We start from the raw sequence: 14,505 nt of genomic DNA on the forward strand, positions 1-14,505 counted from the left end.
AATAAAGGCCGATAGTTCACATTATAGAAAGTAAAACCTGTTCTGTAAAGAGAGAACAGCAAAAAAATTCTTTTTTAACAGAAGTTATAATTATCTTTTATAGCAAAAAAAAGCCAAAACATTCTCCAATTCCAGAGAAAATCTCAGCTTTATGTTTTAGTATATTGTATTGTTTTGTAATCTTGGAGTTTATTTCAAATAATCAAAGAGCAGTTCATTCATCCGGTGAATTCCTTCAAGACGCAGGCTGTAGGCGGTAACATTCTCCCCTTCGATATAGGCATTAAGCAAACCGGCGCAGCGGAGACTAAAAATATGGTCATGAACAATCCCTTTGGAGATTCCGGCCATTTTGGCGATTTCCGTAAAGGATCTGCGTTCACCGCCGAGTGACTGGAGGATTTTCAGCCGGCTTTTTTCACCCAGACTGCGGATCGCCCTGTACATAAATGGGGAAAGCTCTTCGTCAGTAACAGATATTCGGGCCGCATAATAGCAAATGGTAAGGGAGCCGTAGCTATAAATAATATTGGCGGGCTGAAAATGAAACTGCGGAATCAGCACCAGCCTGCGCAGCCCGTCTACCGGCAGAAAATAGAAACCGTTAGTCGTCGTATTCACAAAATTAGAGGTCTGATTTCCCTGCAGCTCCAAATTCCGCTCACCTGCGTGATGCTGCAGCCGGGTCAGAATCTCAGGGTCGCTGCTGCTGAAATACTGCCGGTTCCATTCGGTTAACAGAAACAGTGAGCGGCTGCGGAATTGTTCCATGTGAGCAGGAAACACGCTGACATAAGCGGCAAGCGTCTCATACATATCCCCTACAGACAGGTTCTCCAGCCAGTCCAGCACACTCTCTACACTCTCTTTGGCCGGACAACAATAAATCAGCAGATTAAGCAGCTTCCAGTCATTCCCGAGCTCCGTCCCTTCCAGGGCAGACAAGAGCTCACCGCTGAGACCCTTGGCAACTTCACTGGCCCAGGCCGTTCCCAGATCGATTTTTTTATTGGATTTCTTACAGATAAACGTATGTATGCTGCTCACTAATTCATATACCGGCTTGAATTGCACTTCAACCTCATATTCCACTGACATTCCTCCTGATGCAACTTCTTTTCGCTACAGCGTTAGTGTCTTAATCTTAGGACAAATAGCGGAGGATGCGCAAGTAATTCCATTTCCATAGTCCTTGGAGGCTAGTTATTATAACTTATTGCCAGCCGCCTTTGCGCGTTTTCTCGCTTTTTCCAAATCAGGGTAGTAAAATAAAGGAACTACAAGAAGGCAGGAGTGAAGGATATGGATCAAATTGAACAGGGAGAAAGCCGTTTGTATATTGCTGGTGACGGAAAAGACCTTGCTGAAATTACATACAGGCTGGAAGAGGCGACAGGGAATTGGATCGTTGACCATACCTATGTCTCTGAAGACCTGCGCGGGCAAGGTACAGGCGAGAAGCTGGTTCGGGCAGTCGTGGACAAGGCCCGTGAAGCCGGCGTCAAAATCATCCCGGAATGCCCTTATGCTGCCAAACAATTTGAACGGCATAAAGAGTATGGTGATGTCCTCAGCGGAGACGGAAGCTCGTCTTAGGACCGCGCCCGTTTCCTTGAGGAATATGAAACTATAAGAGTTCGCTCTAACTCGAGGAGGAAACGGATTGACTACTGCTGATACTTTAAAGGATATAGAAGAATTGCAGCAACGCTGCGAACAATACGAAGGCATATCGCTGAAGCTGAATTGGGATATGCTGCGCCACTCCCCGGAAGCCGGTGGAGCAGAGTGGCTGGTGACTTACGAAGAAGATGTGCTGGTTGGCTTTATTGGTTTATATGGCTTCGGCGGCGAGATGGAAGTATGCGGGATGGTCCGCCCGGGCTACCGCCGCAGAGAAATCTTTACCTCGCTCTGGGAGCGGGCACAGACGATTATCAAGCGGAACAATATAACGACACTGCTCTTGAATGCTCCGGCCGCCTCGCTGTCTGCTTCCGGCTTTCTGAAGACCTTGCCGCTCGTATTTAATCATGCCGAATACCAGATGAAATGGGATGCGGCAGCTGTGCCGCAGGGTTCAGCTGAAGCAAGCTCTGCGGCTGGAACTGTAATCCTGCGTCCTGTACGTGAAGGCGAGGCTCATATTCTCATCGAGCTGGACCGTGAAGGGTTTAACATGACGCAGGAGGATGCTGCGGAAATGTTTGAACAGCAGCAGCACGAAGCATTGCAGGAGCACATTATGATCGAAATGAACGGACAGCCTGCCGGGAAGATGCGGCTGTGGACCGAGAATAACGAGACTTGGATTTACGGCTTCACCGTAGATAGGAAGCTGCGCGGGCTCGGAATCGGACGCAGCGCACTGCAGCAGACCATTGAACGGGAGCGCCGTAATTACAATGGCGTGAACCTGGAGGTGGCGCTTGATAACCCCAATGCGCTGAAGCTGTATGAAAGCTGCGGTTTCGTGATTTTGAACAAGCAGGACTACTACCGGTATACCGGCTGATCCCAAGGTTTTTTTTCGAAATTGAGTTTTGGAATAATAGTCATGGCCCCTTTTTCTTGGCAGTTCCTGCTGAGCTGAGGGGCTTTTTTTTGCTGCCTTATCCAAGCAATGAGCATGCCTATGTTACTTCAAGGTTCCTATATGACTTCAAAGTGCGTACTGTTCATCCTGTGTACAGAGACTCATAATGCAGAGGAAGCCAGCACACAAAGGGAGGAACAATTGTATGAATCAGCAGGAAACAGCAATGCGCAAAACGGCCCTCGTGATCGGGGCCGGCGGGGTCATCGGCAGCAATCTGATCGAGCATCTGGTTACTCTGCCGGAATGGGACATTATCGGTGTGTCACGCCGGGGCGGTGATAATACGGACCGTATCCGTTATATTTCCGCCGATCTGCTGGATGCCTTGGATACCCGGCAAAAGCTTGGGAGCCTTATGGAAGTGACGCATATCTTCTACGCAGCCTATCAGGACCGTCCTACATGGGCAGAGCTAGTACCCCCGAACCTCGCCATGCTGGTCAATGTAGTTGAAGCCGTTGAACCGGCAGCGCGCGGACTTCAGCACATCAGTCTGATGCAAGGCTATAAAGTATATGGCGCGCATCTGGGACCATTCAAAACCCCGGCCCGGGAAACAGACGCCAATCATATGCCGCCTGAATTCAATATAGATCAGCAGAACTTCCTTGAACAGCGGCAGGCAGGGAAACAATGGACTTGGTCTGCGCTGCGCCCTTCCGTCGTATGTGGAGTCGCATTGGGGAATCCCATGAACCTAGCCATGGTCATTGCTGTCTATGCTTCTATGTCAAAAGAACTTGGCATCCCTTTGCGCTTTCCCGGCAAACCTGGAGCTTATCACAGCCTGCTGGAGATGACCGACGCCGGGCTGCTGGCCAAAGCAACCGTGTGGGCCGCCACCGATGAGCGCTGTGCCAATCAGGCTTTCAACATTACGAATGGCGACCTCTTCCGCTGGGACGAGCTGTGGCCAAAAATAGCCGCCTACTTTGAGCTGGAAACAGCACCGCCGCTTCAGATGTCATTGTCTGTTGTCATGAAGGATAAAGAGGCGTTGTGGGACACAATGCTTAAAAAATACGATTTGATTCCGAATAGCTACCAGAGTGTTTCTTCCTGGGCATTCGGGGATTTTGTCTTCTCCTGGGATTACGATTTTTTTGCGGACAGCAGCAAGGCGCGCCGTGCCGGCTTCCATGACTTCATAGGTACGGAGCTCATGTTCAAGGAAATCTTCGATCTCCTGCGCGAACGCAAAATCATCCCATAATCCCCTTCCAGACATCCTTAGATTGCAGAAAGACAGCCGGTCTCTATATTCAGAGACCGGCTGTCTTGTTCATCCATTCGCGTTCGGACAACACAATGGCCTTATCGCCATAAGTCCGTTCAATATGGGAATCTCCCCACCTGCACAGCAGGTGAAGAATGTCCCGCAGACTCCATCCGTATTCGGTCAACTCGTACTCTACTCTCGGGGGAACTACATTGTAAGAAATCCGCTGAATAACACCATCGGCCTCCAATTCGCGCAGCTGCTGTGTCAGCACTTTCTGTGTAACGGCTGGCATCAGGGCCATAAGCTCCCCATTGCGTTTCTTGCCAAAGGTAAGGAAGAAAAGAATAACCGGCTTCCACTTCCCTCCGATTACTTCAAGCGTTGCTTCAACCGCGGTATTAAAGGTTTTGATCGGTTCAGGCATTGGTTCAGGCACCTCCTGCCACTACCTTATCTCTCCTCCGCCCTATTGGCAAGCACAAAACATCCGGATTACATCAGGCCGAATCCGCCGAAGGAAGCTTCGCTCTTCTCATTCCTGCGGTCCCCGACACTTACCTTCTGGTCCGCCGAATCCTCCTGGGTTAAGAACACGGACAGCAGACGCACGTAATCCAGGGATTCGGCAAGCGGCACACCGGCACCATCGAATATATGCCTCCGTCCATCCATCAGCGAATAGATTTCAATCGTTTCCGCCGGTTCTCCATAGGCCTTATGGCAAAATACGTTGGCCATATGCAGAAATCCGGTGATCACCTCCTCGTTGCCGGACACCATGAATTTCTGTATGTTCAGGCAGCGTCCGCTAACCTCTGAATTCCAGACCAGCTGAAAGATCATCGCCAGCTCAATAGCCAGCTCCGGGACCGGAATATGCCACTGCTCATAAAGCATTACCGGTATTTCTCGGATGTGATTGCATGGTGCAATCCGCATCAGCTCATCGCCCACCGCAGTCTTCACATCCCAATAATGCATCAGCGACGGAAAAGCATTCCCCTTAGGCGGCCAGCGACGTTCAAGCAGAAATTGAATAGGCGTTTCCCGGCGCACTTCAGGCTGCAGACTGTAGAAATCGTTAAGCGTGTGGCCAATAGCATACTGCACCTGCTGCCTCCAGCGCGGGAGTCCGGTGGCTGCAGCTCCGCTGTCCGGTACTGCCGACCCGCCCAGCATGATGTGCTCCATCCGAAAATCATTCAGCCGTGTATATTGTATAACAGGTAGGGATGTTCTTCCCTCCGCCAAGTTTCCTGCCGCTCCGCCCATCTTTAGGAAACCGCCGCGCAGGTCTCGGTAAATTGGCGCCCGAAATCCCGGCAGGCCTCTTTTTCCGCAGCATTCGGCCCGTATTCAATCTTCAGGCTGGCCTGAACGATCTCAGCTCCGCGCTCCTTCAGCTTCGCTTCAATCTGGTCCACCGCCCCGCAATAGATCGAATATCCGGTGTCCCCGCTTCCGAAGGCAGCTGCCTTGTAGGCAGACAGATCCAGCTCATCCAGCTCTTCGTAGAAGTCGAGGAATTCATCCGGCAGCTCACCGTCACCCCAAGTATATGCGCCCAACAATACAGCCTCATAATTCATTATCTCAACCGCGTTGCAGTCGGTCACCGATTTCAAAACAGCTTCTCCGCCCGCCTCGCGTATCCCTTCAGCAATCAGTTCAGCGATCTCTTCCGTATTACCGGTCAAGCTGGCGTATGCCACAAGCACCTTAGCCATTTATTCCGTCCTCCCCAAGATAAACATGAAGTATAGTCATGATTCCACCTCGTAAACGAAACCATGCTTTGCTATCCTCATTCTATTTGATAATGATTCTCATTGTCAACATTAAAAAAGGCGGATAGTAGCCATCCTTCTGGCTAATGTCCGCTTTTCTCCCCTGAACCATTTATCAGGCAGTTTAACAACAAGTTTAATAGGCGCCTTCCAGCAAGGTGATCCCGTTGCCGTCCGGATCACGGAAATTCATTTCCTTGCCCCCATACTCCATCGTAACCGGCGGCTGACAATCCAGTCCTCTGGCTTTAAGTTCTTCATAAGTTTCATCAAGGCTGCTGCAGGAGAACACCAGATTAACGACGCCAGTCGTATGCTTGCCCCACTTATTCTCGTCCCAGATGATCAGGCCCGGCACACCGCGTTCAAAGCCGATCTTAGCCCCGTCACTATTACCGAATCCCTCAAACGGAACCGGAATCCCCAGAATCTCTGCATAAAATGCTGCAAGTGCCGCTGTATCCTTAGTGTACAGATTGATGCCTTCAAAAGCAGATATCATTAAGGTCCCCTCTTTCTTACTGTGATGTAAGCCGGACACCGGCTATTGTAGATAGTTTACCTGCTGCCGGATTCTTTGTATTGCAAAAAAACGACATTCACTGCCGTGCATACGCCAAAGCTTCCAGCGGAGTCCGGCCTGCATATCTCTTGAAGCTGTTGTTTAAATGTGATTGGTGGCTGTAACCATATGCATAAACCAGATCCTGAACATTCCGGATATGCGGTGATGGATGGCATAAATTCAGCCATACATTCTGAAACCGTACGAGATCAGCTGTTTTTTTGGGCGAGATCCCGATATACTCCCGGAACAGCCGTTCAAGCTGGCGGCTGCTCAGGCCTGTACTGCTCTCCAGTCCGCTTGCCGCCACGACTCCTTTATGGTGCAAAATGGTATGTATTGCATTCATCAGTCCGTTATTGCTCATTCGCGCCTGGTCCAGCCGTCGCAGCAGATAATGCTCAGCCGCCGCAATGCGATCCCCAAGCGTCCGGGTTCCGGGTAGCCTGTCGCCTAATTCCCTGCGGAACGACCGGAAGTATTGATCCACTTCACCGCTATAGTTCAGCACATCCTTCAGATGATCATCCGCAAACAGATGCACCGCCCAGAAATGAAAACGGATGGCAAAGCGTACCCTTGGTTCTGCCATCCCCGATGCTTCCACTTCAAACGGCGTATCATTAATCCCGCAAAAGATACCTCCGGCTTCGCCTGTTGCCGCATCCCACTCCCAGATGATGTCCATACAGGTGTCAGGTATAATCATCTCCCGGGTTGTCAGCGGGCCAGGCAGCGTGTCCGGCTGAGCTGTAAGCTCCCTAGTCTGACCGTCCGGCCCTCCAGTAGTACCCCAGAAACAGCGGATATACGGCTGCAGCGCCTTGCATGGAGTGAACTCTCCGGCTCCATCCGGTCTTGCCGTTATCGGGTAATATAGCTTTGCAAGGTTATACATCACGATTCCGCCTCCGCTTTCCCCGTTATTCAACTACTCCTGATCATACACAATCCATGACGGCAGCGCCAGATGACGGGCGTTCTAAAAAATCTCCCCTGTATATTTGGAAATATTATGTACCAGACTTAGTATGGACAGACTGAGAATAGTCGCAGCTTTGCAACCTTTTTGTTTGTAGCCTCCGGGTTAAATGTTGTACAATAAAGGCTAAATGAATTTTTTGAAGGATGGATAAAAGATGTATATAGCAGGCGATTGGAAAGACTACGAAGTTATCGATACCGGAGGCGGAGAAAAGCTGGAACGCTGGGGCGATATTATCCTGCGCCGCCCGGACCCGCAAATTATCTGGCCCCTGGCAAGTGAGACAGCCAAGTGGCGCGATGTGCACGGACATTATCACCGCAGCTCCGCCGGCGGCGGACAATGGGAAATGAAAAAAACGATTCCGGACGACTGGAAGATCAGCTATGGTAAGCTGAAATTCCACCTGCGTCCGACCAACTTCAAGCATACGGGCTTATTCCCCGAACAGGCGGCTAACTGGAGCTGGATGATGGACAAGATCGCCGGAGCGAACCGTCCGATCTCTGTACTCAACCTGTTCGCTTATACCGGCGGAGCAACTGTGGCAGCAGCCAGTGCGGGAGCTTCGGTCGTACATGTGGATGCAGCCAAAGGCATGGTTCAATGGGCGAAGGAAAATATCCAGCTGTCCGGACTCGGCGAACGTCCGGTCCGCTTCATTACGGACGATGTATTCAAATTTGTGCAGCGCGAGCAGCGCCGGGGCAGCAAATATGATGCAATCATTATGGATCCGCCTTCTTACGGCCGCGGCCCGGGAGGCGAAATGTGGAAGCTGGAATCCAGCCTCTATCCGTTCCTCGAAAGCTGTATGGAAATCATGAGTGACAGACCGCTCTTCATGCTGATCAATTCCTATACAACAGGCATCTCGCCGACCGTTCTGCGGAATATGCTCTCCATGACCATGGGCAAACGTTACGGCGGCAAGCTGACTTCCGGTGAAATCGGCCTGCCGATCACTTCCTCCGGCATGAACCTGCCTTGCGGAATTTTGGGCCGCTGGGAGGCGTAAGCCATGAATATGCAGCATGGCGGCGCTGGTGAAGAGCCGTACCGCGGACAATCCCGCTTCGAGGTATTGTTTGAAGACAATCACCTGTTAGGCATTGTAAAGCCCGTTAATATTCCCGTGCAGGAAGATGCAACCGGGGATCCCGATCTGCTGACCCTGCTCAAAGAAGATGTGAAGGAACGTTATAATAAGCCCGGCAATGTATATATGGGCCTCGTTCACCGGCTGGACCGTCCTGTAGGCGGCGCGATGATCTTCGCCAAAACCTCCAAGGCGGCTTCCCGGCTCTCCGAGAGTGTCCGTACCCACGCCTTCCGTAAGGTCTATCTGACCGTTGTCCACGGCAAGCCTTCCGCTTCCCAAGGACGCCTGGTCAATACGCTGCTGAAGGACGCCAAGAGCAACACCGTCACCATTGTCCGCAAAGGTACACCCGGCGGCAAGGAAGCGATTCTTGACTATACGGTTCTTGGCAGTGCTGAGGGCTTCAGCCTGCTGAAGATCGATCTGCTGACCGGACGCTCACATCAGATCCGGGTGCAGCTGAGCGGCATCGGCTGCCCGCTGTTCGGCGACCAGAAATACGGCTCCGCCGTGAACAGACCGGGCCAGCAAATCGCCCTCTGGTCATCACTCGTCGGCTTTCCGCATCCGGTAACCAAAGACGATATCGAACTGATTTCATTACCGCCCCAGACCCATCCCTGGAGTCTGTGGCCCCAGCAATTGCAAAAGCAGGCCATCCGCTGACGGATGACCTGCTTTTTTTATAGGAATTCATTCTGTTCAAGATTTCAGATCATTGTAATTACGGCGTAGAACCTTCGGGTGCCGGAGCAACCGCCATCTTGCCCATTAGATAAAGCAGCAGCTGCTGGTTATGAGACGAAATCGGGTCAAGCGCTTCGGCAAAAAAATCACTGCGGATCTTGAGGCCCCGTTCAGTCTCCCTCTTCCCGACCTCCGTAATACTAACCCATACGATCCGCCGGTCACCGGCATCACGTTCACGGACAATCAGTCCGTTTTTCTCCATCCGGTCTAGGAGCATAGTTACCGCTGCCGGGCTAGTTGCCAGATGCGGAGCCAGATCAGAAGGTTTCATTGAGTCACGTTCCTGAAGCAGTTCCAGTACGGTGAGCTGGGCATCCGTCAGTGTAGGGGCAAGCTTGCTGTCCATATGTAGTTTATAGTCTTTCAATATTTTATGCCAGATTTTACTGAATTCAGAGGAGTGCACACGTATTCCTTCCTTTCCCTGCGGATCTCTATCCGGTATACCTACATTTTCGAGAAAAAAATTCCATTTCCTGCAAAAGAAAAAAATAAAAATGTGTTACAGTCCTCCGTTACCAGGGAGTAGTTAGTTCTGAGTCATTTAAAACGGCGCGGCAGCCAGCTCTTAGAGAGCGGCCGCACACGCCGTTTGGGGTTTATATCTATGTGTGTTGATCCGGATTATTTAATCGCCGGGTAAAGCGTAAGGATCTCATCCTTCTTCTCCACAGGAACCAGCTGTTTGCCTGTAGAACGCCGCTCACTCAGCGGTGCAGCTTCTGAAGAGAGGGTGTGTACAAGTCCATCGCGGGTTATTGCGATAAGTTCCAGCGGTTCCTTGCAGTGGAATGCGCCTGCGATCCGGCTGCCGTTCGGCCGGACACGCTTGCCTTCCTTGAACTCGAAGGTCGGCATGCCCTTGCCTCCGCGGCTCTGTGAAGGATAATCCACCAGCAGGGTACGCTTGGCATAACCGATGTCCGTGACGGCGAGAATCTCTCCCTCATCTTCACTGACCCAGAAGCAGGATACTACTTCATCGCCCTCGCGCAGCTGAATGCCTCTTACCCCGCTGGCCACACGGCCCATCGGGTTCACTTCATTTTCTTTGAAACGGATGCTCATCCCTTCGCGGGTCACAAGTACAATGTCCTTGTCTCCGCTGCTCAGCGCCACTGTAATGATCTCGTCACCTTCAGCGACCTTGCAGGCCGCAACAGCTCCGGAACGGCTGGTAGAGTACTCCTTGAGCTCCGTACGCTTCACCTGGCCCTTGCGGGTGACGAATACAAGACTGGCATTCGGATCTTCCAGATTCGGGGCCGGCAGTACACTGACGATGCTGTCGCCTTTAGCCAGACCAATGACGTTAACGACCGCAGTCCCCGGCTCTTTCCACTTGAATTCCGGTATCTGGTGAACCGGCAGCAGGAAGTACTGGCCCTTGCGGGTAAAGATAAGCAGGCTGTCCCGGGTATTCAGATCGAGCAGCTTGACGATATGATCGCCTTCCTTAACGCCCGAAGCATGCCGTTCGCCGCCTGATCGTGTAAAGGACAGCATGCTGGTGCGTTTGATATAACCGTCAGCTGACAGCGCCACCAGGACATCCTCTGCGTTAACCAGCACTTCGAGGCTGACTTTCAGCTCTTCGACCTCGCCTTGAATCAACGAGCGGCGGTCGATGCCGTATTTGTCGCGGATCTCAAGTAATTCCTTGCGGATAACGGCCACCAGCTTCTTGTCACTGTCGAGAATGCCGCGCAGCGTGGCAATCCGGGCCATCATTTCGTCCAATTCCTTCTGGAGCGAGTGAATCTCCAGGTTCGTCAGACGATACAGCTGCAAGGTAAGGATGGAATCAGCCTGACGTTCACTGAAGCCAAACATCCAGACCAGGTTATTCTGGGCATCCTGGCGGTTCTTGGAAGCCTTAATCGCTGCAATAACTTCATCCAGAATGTTGAGCGCCTTGACCAGCCCTTCGAGGACATGAGCACGGTCTTCTGCACGCTCCAGGTCAAACTGGGTGCGGCGGGTAACAACTTCCCGCTGGTGGGCGATATAAGCCTCCAGGATCGCTTTGAGCCCGAGCTGCTGCGGCGCCTTGTTGACGATCGCCACCATGTTGAAGTTATAAGTAACCTGCAGATCGGTTTTCTTGAGCAGGTAAGCCAGAACACCTTGAGCATCCGCTTCCTTCTTCAGTTCTACCACAATACGCAGGCCATCCCGGCCGCTCTCGTCCCGCACTTCTGCGATACCGTCGATCTTCTTCTCCAAACGGATATTCTCCATCGAGGTAACAAGACGCGATTTCACGATCTGGAACGGCACCTCGGTAATGACAATCTGCTGCTTGCCGCCGCGCAGATTCTCGATCTCGGTCTTGGAGCGCAGGTAGATCCGGCCTTTGCCGGTGCGGTAGGCATCAATGATTCCGTCACCGCCCATAATTGTCCCGCCAGTCGGGAAATCAGGGCCTTTGATAAAGGTCATGATGTCTTCCAGTTCGATGTCCGGCTTCTGCATCACGGCGATGCAGGCGTCGATAACCTCACGCAGATTATGCGGCGGAATCTCCGTAGCAAAGCCGGCAGAAATTCCGCTCGTGCCGTTAACCAGAAGATTCGGATACCGTGAAGGGACAACTACCGGCTCCTTCGCGGTGTTGTCAAAGTTGTCTTTGAACAGCACAGTCCGCTTCTCAATGTCACGCATCATCTCCAGGGCGATTGGTGACAGGCGGGCTTCCGTATAGCGCATCGCTGCCGCCGGGTCATCGTCCATGGATCCCCAGTTACCATGCCCGTCTACAAGCACATGCCCCATCTTCCAGGGCTGCGCCATACGGACCATACCGTCATAGATGGATGAGTCTCCATGGGGATGATAATTCCCCATTACGTCCCCTACGGTTTTGGCCGATTTGCGGTATGGCTTGTCCGGGGTATTACCGGAGTCGTACATGGCGTACAGAATCCGGCGCTGCACGGGCTTCAGCCCGTCCCGCACATCGGGGATTGCCCGGTCCTGAATGATATATTTAGAATACCGGCCAAAGCGGTCACCGACGACCTCTTCCAGAAAAGCCGGCGAAAATTGTTCTGATAAACTGCTCACTTGGCTCACCTTCTGTTCCTCAATCTATCTGATTCAAAAGCGTGTGGTGATCTGACCGTCACTCCGGAGAATGTTTGGACTTCCGGCCGCTGTTGTCTGCAGATTTCTTGATTGTATACCGCTGTTCGCGGTGGAAATCCGCAGACTGCTTATGCTTCCGAAGCGAGCTTTCCAAGGAAAGCTTTTAGGCGGTCGCTAACGCTCCTACAGTTCCAAAATTCCCCTCTGTTCCTCTAATCACCAAGCTCTTTAGAAACGGAAGTATTCGTCACTTCCGCTAAAAGCTGCATGCCGTATAGAATCAGCGGCATGCATTTGGCCCGCTGGGCTGTAAGCCGCCATAAGTTCAGCCAAGAGATCTAAATCCCTGCCCTGCCCTACTCCACAAATTCCGTAAAATCGACGTTCTCGACAATCCAGCGCTTGCGCGGGTCGACTTTGTCACCCATCAGGGTAGAGACACGGCGCTCCGCTTTGGCGGCATCCTCAATCTGCACCTGGAGCAGCGTGCGGGTATCGGTATTCATCGTCGTTTCCCACAGCTGATCCGGGTTCATTTCCCCGAGTCCTTTATAACGCTGCAGCTCAAAGTTTTTGCCGAATTCCTTCAGGTAATTCTGCAGCTCCTCGTCGCTCCAGGCGTAACGCACCGTTTCGAGCTTGCCTGATTTGCGCGTCAGCTTATACAGCGGAGGCTGGGCGATAAAGACCTTCCCGGCATCGATCAGCGGCTTCATGTAGCGGTAGAAGAAGGTCAGCAGCAGCACTTGAATATGCGCTCCGTCCGTATCGGCATCGGTCATAATAATAATCTTGGAATAATTGCTGTCTTCCACGGCAAAATCCGGGCCGATCCCTGCACCAATTGCTGAAATAATGGCTTTGTATTCATCGTTCTTTAGGATATCAAGCAGCTTGGCTTTTTCCGGATTCATCGGCTTGCCCTTTAGCGGCAGAATAGCCTGAATCTTGGAGTCGCGGCCCTGCTTGGCCGATCCTCCGGCGGAATCCCCTTCGACGATAAACAGTTCGGTACGCGTAACGTCCTTAGACTGTGCCGGGGACAGCTTGCCGCCGAGATTAGAGCTTTCACTGCGCTTCTTGCCGCTGCGGATTTCATCGCGGGCCTTACGGGCCGCTTCCCGCGCCTTGGAAGCCTGAATGGACTTCTTCAGCAGACTCTGCGCCACCTGGGGATTCTCCTCCAGGAACCGGGCCATATTCTCGGACACGATATAATCGACGGCGCTGCGGGCAGAGGCGCTGCCGAGCTGATCCTTCGTCTGGCCGACAAATTCCACCTCGGACATCTTCACGCTGATTACGGCCATCATGCCTTCGCGCAGGTCATTGCCTTCAAGGTTCTTGTCCTTTTCCTTCAGCAGCTGTGTCCGGCGTGCGTAGTCATTCAGCACACGTGTATACGCCGTCTTGAAACCTGTCTCATGTGTCCCACCGCTGCGGGTAGGAATAGAGTTCACGAAGGAGGCCAGCGTTTCTGTGTATCCGGCGTTATACTGCAAGGCCACTTCAACCTCGATGTCATCCTTCTCCGAACTGAAATGGATCACATCATGCAGGGTATCCTTGCCTTCATTCAGGAACTGCACGAATTGGCTGGCTCCGCCTTCATAGAAATATTCATCCTGACGGCCGCTGCGCTCATCGCTAATGTTAATACGCAGTCCCGAGTTCAGGAAGGCAATTTCCTGTACCCGCTCTGCCAGGGTGTCATAGTTCAAGGCAATGCCATTTGCAAAGACGCGAATATCCGGCTTGAAGGTAATCTTCGAACCGGTCTTATTCGTATTCCCGAGAATCTCAAGGCCGGTTACTGGCTCGCCGACATGCTCCTTGCCGGCTTTATCCACCCAGTATTCGAAGCGCTGGCGGTGGATTTTGCCGTCACGGTAAATTTCGACTTCCAGCCACTCGGACAGTGCATTGGTCACGGAAGCACCTACGCCGTGCAGACCGCCCGATTTTTTGTAGCCGGAACCGCCGAATTTGCCGCCCGCATGCAGGATTGTAAAGACAACCTGAGGGGTTGGCACACCTGTCTTATGCATTCCGGTCGGGATGCCCCGCCCGTTATCAATTACTGTAACTGAACCATCCTTACGCAAGGTAATATCAATTTTGGAACAAAATTTGGCTAAATGCTCATCAACGGCGTTATCCACGATTTCCCATACTAGATGGTGCAGTCCCGAGGAACTCGTACTTCCGATATACATGCCGGGCCGTTTGCGGACCGCAACCAGACCTTCGAGCACCTGAATGTCGTCAGCATCGTATCCAGTCCGGCCTGATTCGCCGTTCTTAGAGACTTTTGCAAACATATCGATCTGTTCGAGCATTCATGCTCCTCCTTCTTTGTCTCACTTACTCTGAAATGCAAACAAACGTTTTCGTTCACTTTGTACATT

The 14,505-nt window shown here is 52.1% G+C and carries 14 protein-coding genes; 5 read left to right on the forward strand and 9 right to left on the reverse strand.

What is annotated here, in order from left to right:
• Positions 1 to 189: 189 nt before the first annotated feature.
• Positions 190 to 1,092, reverse strand: a complete 903-nt coding sequence (locus JRJ22_RS17615; protein WP_206100753.1) for an ArsR/SmtB family transcription factor — start codon at positions 1,090 to 1,092, stop codon at positions 190 to 192.
• Positions 1,093 to 1,302: 210 nt separating this feature from the next.
• Between JRJ22_RS17615 and JRJ22_RS17620 the strand changes: the two genes are divergently transcribed.
• The 3 genes from JRJ22_RS17620 (at position 1,303) to JRJ22_RS17630 (ending at position 3,812) form a co-directional block, all read left to right on the forward strand.
• Entirely contained in the window at positions 1,303 to 1,596 is a 294-nt protein-coding gene (locus JRJ22_RS17620; protein WP_206100754.1) for a GNAT family N-acetyltransferase, read from the forward strand.
• A gap of 67 nt (positions 1,597 to 1,663) precedes the next feature.
• On the forward strand, positions 1,664 to 2,515 hold the full coding sequence (locus JRJ22_RS17625; protein WP_206100755.1) for a GNAT family N-acetyltransferase: 852 nt from the start codon (positions 1,664 to 1,666) through the stop codon (positions 2,513 to 2,515).
• 226 nt (positions 2,516 to 2,741) lie between these two features.
• A complete protein-coding gene (locus JRJ22_RS17630) occupies positions 2,742 to 3,812 on the forward strand; it encodes an SDR family oxidoreductase (protein ID WP_206100756.1) in 1,071 nt (356 codons plus the stop codon).
• A 49-nt stretch (positions 3,813 to 3,861) separates the two neighbouring features.
• Here JRJ22_RS17630 and JRJ22_RS17635 read toward each other — a convergent pair whose 3' ends face one another.
• The 5 genes from JRJ22_RS17635 to JRJ22_RS17655 all read right to left on the reverse strand — a co-directional run bounded on the left by JRJ22_RS17635 (position 3,862) and on the right by JRJ22_RS17655 (position 7,071).
• The gene (locus tag JRJ22_RS17635) at positions 3,862 to 4,245 is read right to left on the reverse strand and encodes a winged helix-turn-helix transcriptional regulator (RefSeq protein ID WP_206100757.1); all 384 of its coding nucleotides are present in this window, start codon (positions 4,243 to 4,245) and stop codon (positions 3,862 to 3,864) included.
• Positions 4,246 to 4,313: 68 nt separating this feature from the next.
• Positions 4,314 to 5,012: a hypothetical protein gene (locus JRJ22_RS17640; protein WP_206100758.1), complete on the reverse strand. Its 699-nt coding sequence runs from the start codon at positions 5,010 to 5,012 to the stop codon at positions 4,314 to 4,316.
• Positions 5,013 to 5,095: 83 nt separating this feature from the next.
• Complete coding sequence (locus JRJ22_RS17645; protein WP_206100759.1) at positions 5,096 to 5,548, reverse strand: flavodoxin; 453 nt, start codon at positions 5,546 to 5,548, stop codon at positions 5,096 to 5,098.
• A 196-nt stretch (positions 5,549 to 5,744) separates the two neighbouring features.
• On the reverse strand, positions 5,745 to 6,110 hold the full coding sequence (locus JRJ22_RS17650) for a VOC family protein (RefSeq protein WP_206100760.1): 366 nt from the start codon (positions 6,108 to 6,110) through the stop codon (positions 5,745 to 5,747).
• A gap of 97 nt (positions 6,111 to 6,207) precedes the next feature.
• Positions 6,208 to 7,071 carry a helix-turn-helix domain-containing protein gene (locus JRJ22_RS17655; protein WP_232381202.1) on the reverse strand — a complete coding sequence of 288 codons (864 nt, stop codon included), beginning with the start codon at positions 7,069 to 7,071 and terminating at the stop codon, positions 6,208 to 6,210.
• 241 nt (positions 7,072 to 7,312) lie between these two features.
• Here JRJ22_RS17655 and JRJ22_RS17660 point away from each other — a divergent pair, with 241 nt between their 5' ends.
• Together JRJ22_RS17660 and JRJ22_RS17665 are read left to right on the forward strand one after the other, a co-directional pair.
• Positions 7,313 to 8,176, forward strand: coding sequence for a class I SAM-dependent methyltransferase (locus JRJ22_RS17660; protein ID WP_206100762.1), 864 nt, complete (start codon positions 7,313 to 7,315; stop codon positions 8,174 to 8,176).
• Positions 8,177 to 8,179: 3 nt separating this feature from the next.
• Positions 8,180 to 8,926, forward strand: a complete 747-nt coding sequence (locus tag JRJ22_RS17665) for an RluA family pseudouridine synthase (RefSeq protein ID WP_232380877.1) — start codon at positions 8,180 to 8,182, stop codon at positions 8,924 to 8,926.
• Positions 8,927 to 8,984: 58 nt separating this feature from the next.
• On the opposite strand, the gene JRJ22_RS17670 is transcribed toward JRJ22_RS17665, so the two are convergent.
• The 3 genes from JRJ22_RS17670 to parE all read right to left on the reverse strand — a co-directional run bounded on the left by JRJ22_RS17670 (position 8,985) and on the right by parE (position 14,436).
• Entirely contained in the window at positions 8,985 to 9,416 is a 432-nt protein-coding gene (locus JRJ22_RS17670) for a MarR family winged helix-turn-helix transcriptional regulator (RefSeq protein WP_206100763.1), read from the reverse strand.
• A gap of 218 nt (positions 9,417 to 9,634) precedes the next feature.
• A complete protein-coding gene (gyrA, locus tag JRJ22_RS17675) occupies positions 9,635 to 12,076 on the reverse strand; it encodes a DNA gyrase subunit A (RefSeq protein WP_206100764.1) in 2,442 nt (813 codons plus the stop codon).
• A 377-nt stretch (positions 12,077 to 12,453) separates the two neighbouring features.
• Entirely contained in the window at positions 12,454 to 14,436 is a 1,983-nt protein-coding gene (gene parE / locus JRJ22_RS17680) for a DNA topoisomerase IV subunit B (RefSeq protein WP_206100765.1), read from the reverse strand.
• Positions 14,437 to 14,505: the final 69 nt, after the last annotated feature.

Origin of the sequence: Paenibacillus tianjinensis (assembly GCF_017086365.1) — a bacterium.
GTDB classification, from domain to species: Bacteria; Bacillota; Bacilli; order Paenibacillales; family Paenibacillaceae; genus Paenibacillus_AQ; species Paenibacillus_AQ tianjinensis.